Below are 4,526 nucleotides of genomic sequence, written 5' to 3' on the forward strand. Positions count from 1 at the left end.
TCTTTATCTCTAGGTTTACGTTTGTAACCGCTACATAATCCTCATGACCTTGAACCTTGAATCTTTTTTCAATGTTGTTTAAACTTAAAAAATTTTCACTCATTACGCTCTGCCTTTTTTTGTATAATCAAAATAATCTGCGATTTTGCCCATTATGATATCTAGGAAAAAACCGATTAAACCTACGATGATAATACCGATGATAATATTATGGTAGTTTAGGTTGTTATACTCATCCCAAATCCAAAATCCTATGCCGATACCGCCTGTTAGCATCTCTGCGGCAACTATTACAAGCCATGCAATACCTAAAGAGAGTCTCATTCCAGTAAAGATATATGGAACTGAAACGGGCAGAATTATCTGAACAATCTTCTCTAGCGGTGAAAATCGTAAAACTTTTGCAACATTCATGTAATCCTGCGAAACGCTTCTTACTCCAAGCGCCGTATTTATTATAATAGGCCAGATTGAAGTGATAAAAATGGTTGAAATTGCCGTCATGTTTATATCTTGAAATATAAACAAAAGCAGCGGCAGCCATGCCAGCGGCGATACAGGTTTAAATATCTGTATAAACGGGTTAAGCGCATATTGGGCATTTTTGCTCATTCCAACAAACAGACCAATGGGAATACCTACTAAAATTGCTAAAACAAACCCTGCAAAAACTCTCTTTAGAGAGGCTACAACCTGCCAAAAGATACCCTTGTCGTCTTGATTGTTGACGTAAAAAGGGTCTGAAAGTACGCCATTTATCGCTTCGCCGTCTTCATCTATACCGCCAAAAGCCGCTTTGTAAGTCTCGCTAGGAGTTGGAAATCCGCTTACCATATTTGATATTTCAGACCAAAATTGGATTATTATTGCAAAAACCAATAGAGGCAATACAATTTTTTTTACTGTTTCACTGTTCATGTTATCCTCCGAATATTTTATTTATATCAGTAAGTACCTAAAGTGTTTAAGGAGGGGTTCAAATTAGGTACTTACGGATAAAAACTATTTAATTACTGCTTTAACACAAAGGCAAAACCTTTGTGTTGTACGTCCTTATTTTGTTACATACTTTGGGTCTGCACACCCCGCCTCTCCGTAATGGCAAGTATACTCAGGCTGCTCGGTTTTTACGCTCCATTTGTTGGCTTCTAAAAGCTCCTCTTTTGAGACTTTAGAGTTGCTTACTTTGAAGTCAAAGATATAATCAACGGCTTTGTTGGGATCATAAACCTTGCCGTCCATAAACATGTTGTATTTGTCCACGCCGTCTTTTTTCCATGGACTCGGAGGCAGGCTGTAACCTACCTCTTTAGCAGCTTCTGCAAACAAATCAGGTCTATAAACGCTCTCAATTACTTTTTTCATATCGTACGCTTTGTCAAGTTGACCCCATCTGTACATTTGGGTAATAAACCACATTCCATGGGAATAAAACGGATACGCTGCATAGTAGTTTGCAAATACGTTAAACTGCGGATTTGCCTCTGATTTTTGACCTTTAAGGTACTGAAACGTTCCAATCATCGACTTCTCAAGCACGTCAACAGGAGCATTTACATAGTTTTTTTGACTTAAAAATTTTACAGCTTCCTTACGGTTTTCCCAAGAAGCATCCAACCACATTTGAGCTTCGATAATCGCTTTCATCACGGCTTTTGTAGTCTGTGGATTTTTAGTGATAAAGTCCGCTCTTGTCTGTAAAACTTTCTCAGGGTTGTTGTTCCAAATATCGTAGTTTGTAACAAGAGTCGAGCCTTTTTTCATCAGAACTATTCTCTCATTCCACGGTTCTCCTACACAGTAACCCTCAATATTTCCCGCAATAAGGTTTGAAGGCATTGTCGGAGGCGGAAACGGTTTTATAGTCGCATCTACATCAGGCTCTATTTCGGAACTTGCCATCCAGTAGCGAAGTTCATAGTTGTGAGTCGAAACCGGATGCACCATTCCAAAGCTAAGCGGCTTATAGTTTGAGCCTTCTGCTTTATGTTTTGCATCTATATATTTTTTCAACGACTCAGAACCAAGAGGACGGGTTTTCTCATCCATTCCGTACTCTTTCATCTTCTCTATGATGTTGTTTCCAAACGTAATGCCGTTACCGTTAAAGTCAAGACTGAGAACTGCCTGAAGATTTGCATCTCCGTTGATTCCAAGCGTAGCGGCAATTGGCATACCTGCAAGAGCGTGAGAAAAGTCATACTCGCCGCTAATAACTTTTTGCTGAATCCCAGGCCATCCGCCGCCCTCTTTAACCACTCTAACGTCAAGCCCGTGTTTCTTAAAAAACCCCTTCTCTTTGGCAATTACGATAGGAGCACAATCAGTAAGGGCTATAAAACCGATAGTTAACTTTTTTTTCTCCACATCTGCCAAGAGTGAAGTTGCAACAATTGACAACCCTAATCCTATACTTATCATCTGTTTTAACATGTAAATCTCCTAAATCTAGTTTGTTATAAGAAAATTATATATGAATAATGACAAAATTATGACAAGCTATTGTACTATTTTTAATCAGTCGTATGTTTTAAAAGTGAGCATATATTTAAGTTTATGTTAGCCCCATCTCAACAGAGATTTGCTTGAGATTCCTCTACTTGCGGCAATACCACAAGTTTTTTTTCAAATTGTTTTATATGTGATAAAATCTTATTATGAAACTTTCCCACCTAAAACAGATAACTGATTACATAAAAAAATTTACAAAAATCTCCGCTATCTATAGAGTAAGCGACACCATTGTAAAAGTTGTATTTGACAGAGATGATGAACTTTACTTTGAGATGCAGCGCTCAAACTCCAGAATATTTAAATGTGCCTCCTATGCCCGCTCAAAAGTCTATAATGCCCCCTTTGACGTGCTTTTGGCAAAGCGGTTTAATCGTGCAAATATCTTACATGTAGAAATTTTTGGCGGCGACAAAATATTAAGATTTAAAACCTCCGTGGCATCTGCCTACAAGGAAGAGACTACCTATCTGCAGTTTGAATTTACGGGAAAATATACAAACGTAATTATCCTGGATGAAGATGAGGTGGTTCTTGAAGCGCTCAGGCATGTTGACCTTTTCTCTTCATTTCGAGAGGTGAGAGTAGGGCAGAAGCTCTTAGATGTTCCGCCGGCTCCCTTTGAGGCAAAAGAGTACCCTATTGGGGATGTTGAAGAGTTTTTGTATAATGAGTATCAAAAAGAGATGGATGAGAAACTATCTTCTTTAAAGAAGCAAAAAATCTCGCTTTTAAACAAAAAACTAAAAAAACTGGAAAAACTTTATGAGCAGCTTGACGATGAGGGGATGCTTAAAGAGGAGGCACAGAAGCTTAGCCATTTTGGAAACCTGCTTTTGGCAAATATGCATGAAATCAAGCCCTATCAAAGAGTTGTAGAGCTTGATGATTATGATGGTAAAGCGGTCAAAATTGAGCTTCATAAAGAGTTCTCATCTGTTGCAAAAATGGCTGATTCGCTCTTTAGTAGAAGCAAAAAAGCAAAACAGAGAGCTTCTCACATGCATATAGAGAGAGAGTCTTTAGACTCAAAAATAGAACATATGAAACTCTTCATCCATACGGTGCAAGAGGCAAAAGATATTGCAAAAATCCAGCTTCTCTTTCCAAAAAATGTTCAGGCCAAAAAAGTAAAAACAAACGACTCTATTGAGACTTTTTGGGTAGATGGGTATAAAGTGAGCCTTGGAAAAAACGAAAAAGGCAATGTGGAACTGCTTCAGAAGGCGCGCGCGAAGGATATTTGGCTTCACATGAAAGAGCGTCCCTCAGCTCACGTAATCATCACGACAGACAAACAAAATGTCCCCATGTCCGTAATAGAAAGTGCGGCAAGACTCTGTGTTGATTTCACAATGTTTCAAAAAGATAGGTATTTGGTCGATTATACTCCAAGAAGAGAAGTAAACATCCAGGGCGGTGCAAATGTACTTTACAATAAGTACAAAACCATAGAAGTTGATACAAGATAAGATATCAAATAAACATCTGACACGAAAGTGTCAAGCTTCAGTGCCTCAGCGGCAAGCGAAGTAAAAGGGACGAGTTCCTTTTGCGGACGAATAAATGAAGGGTTTCTTTCATTTTACGGAGTAAAATTAAGGAATATGTTATGGCTATAGGATTAGTTGGAAATGCAATATATGTGAATCAGCAGACCGCAACTGCTACCGCTTTGCAAAATGCTCATAACAACCGTATAGAGTTTCAAAATATGATAGCTCAGGCGGCAGCGCAGGAGAAAGAGAAAGAGGTTCTTGCAGTTCGTCCCGCCGAGGAGGTTCATGAAATCGACCCCGACCGTGAGCATGAAAAAAATGAGGCTGACCAAGAGACGGCAAGAAATAAGAAGCGCCAAAAGCCTGAGGAAGAGGAAAAAGAGAGTTCCCCGCCGCTGCATATACTAGATATTAAAGTCTGATTTGATATAATCACCAATGTTATGCATTAAAACGAACGCGTCCGTTTTAATGGCAGGGACAAATGTCCCTCGCAACCCCCTTGCCATGGAGTAT

Annotated in this window: 4 protein-coding genes; 2 read left to right on the forward strand and 2 right to left on the reverse strand. The window is 39.0% G+C overall.

Features of this window, described 5'->3' with window-relative positions:
- Window positions 1–102: 102 nt before the first annotated feature.
- Window positions 103–918, reverse strand: a complete 816-nt coding sequence (gene ntrB, locus RQ763_RS09800; RefSeq protein ID WP_314152702.1) for a nitrate ABC transporter permease — start codon at window positions 916–918, stop codon at window positions 103–105.
- Window positions 919–1,053: 135 nt separating this feature from the next.
- Window positions 1,054–2,433 carry a CmpA/NrtA family ABC transporter substrate-binding protein gene (locus RQ763_RS09805; RefSeq protein ID WP_314152704.1) on the reverse strand — a complete coding sequence of 460 codons (1,380 nt, stop codon included), beginning with the start codon at window positions 2,431–2,433 and terminating at the stop codon, window positions 1,054–1,056.
- A gap of 224 nt (window positions 2,434–2,657) precedes the next feature.
- On the opposite strand from RQ763_RS09805, the gene RQ763_RS09810 reads away from it, so the two are divergent.
- On the forward strand, window positions 2,658–3,983 hold the full coding sequence (locus tag RQ763_RS09810) for an NFACT family protein (protein WP_314152706.1): 1,326 nt from the start codon (window positions 2,658–2,660) through the stop codon (window positions 3,981–3,983).
- Between the two features lie 140 nt (window positions 3,984–4,123).
- Window positions 4,124–4,432, forward strand: a complete 309-nt coding sequence (locus tag RQ763_RS09815; protein WP_314152709.1) for a hypothetical protein — start codon at window positions 4,124–4,126, stop codon at window positions 4,430–4,432.
- Window positions 4,433–4,526 lie beyond the last annotated feature (94 nt).

Source organism: Sulfurimonas sp. (assembly GCF_032250635.1).
Taxonomy (GTDB): Bacteria; Campylobacterota; Campylobacteria; order Campylobacterales; family Sulfurimonadaceae; genus Sulfurimonas.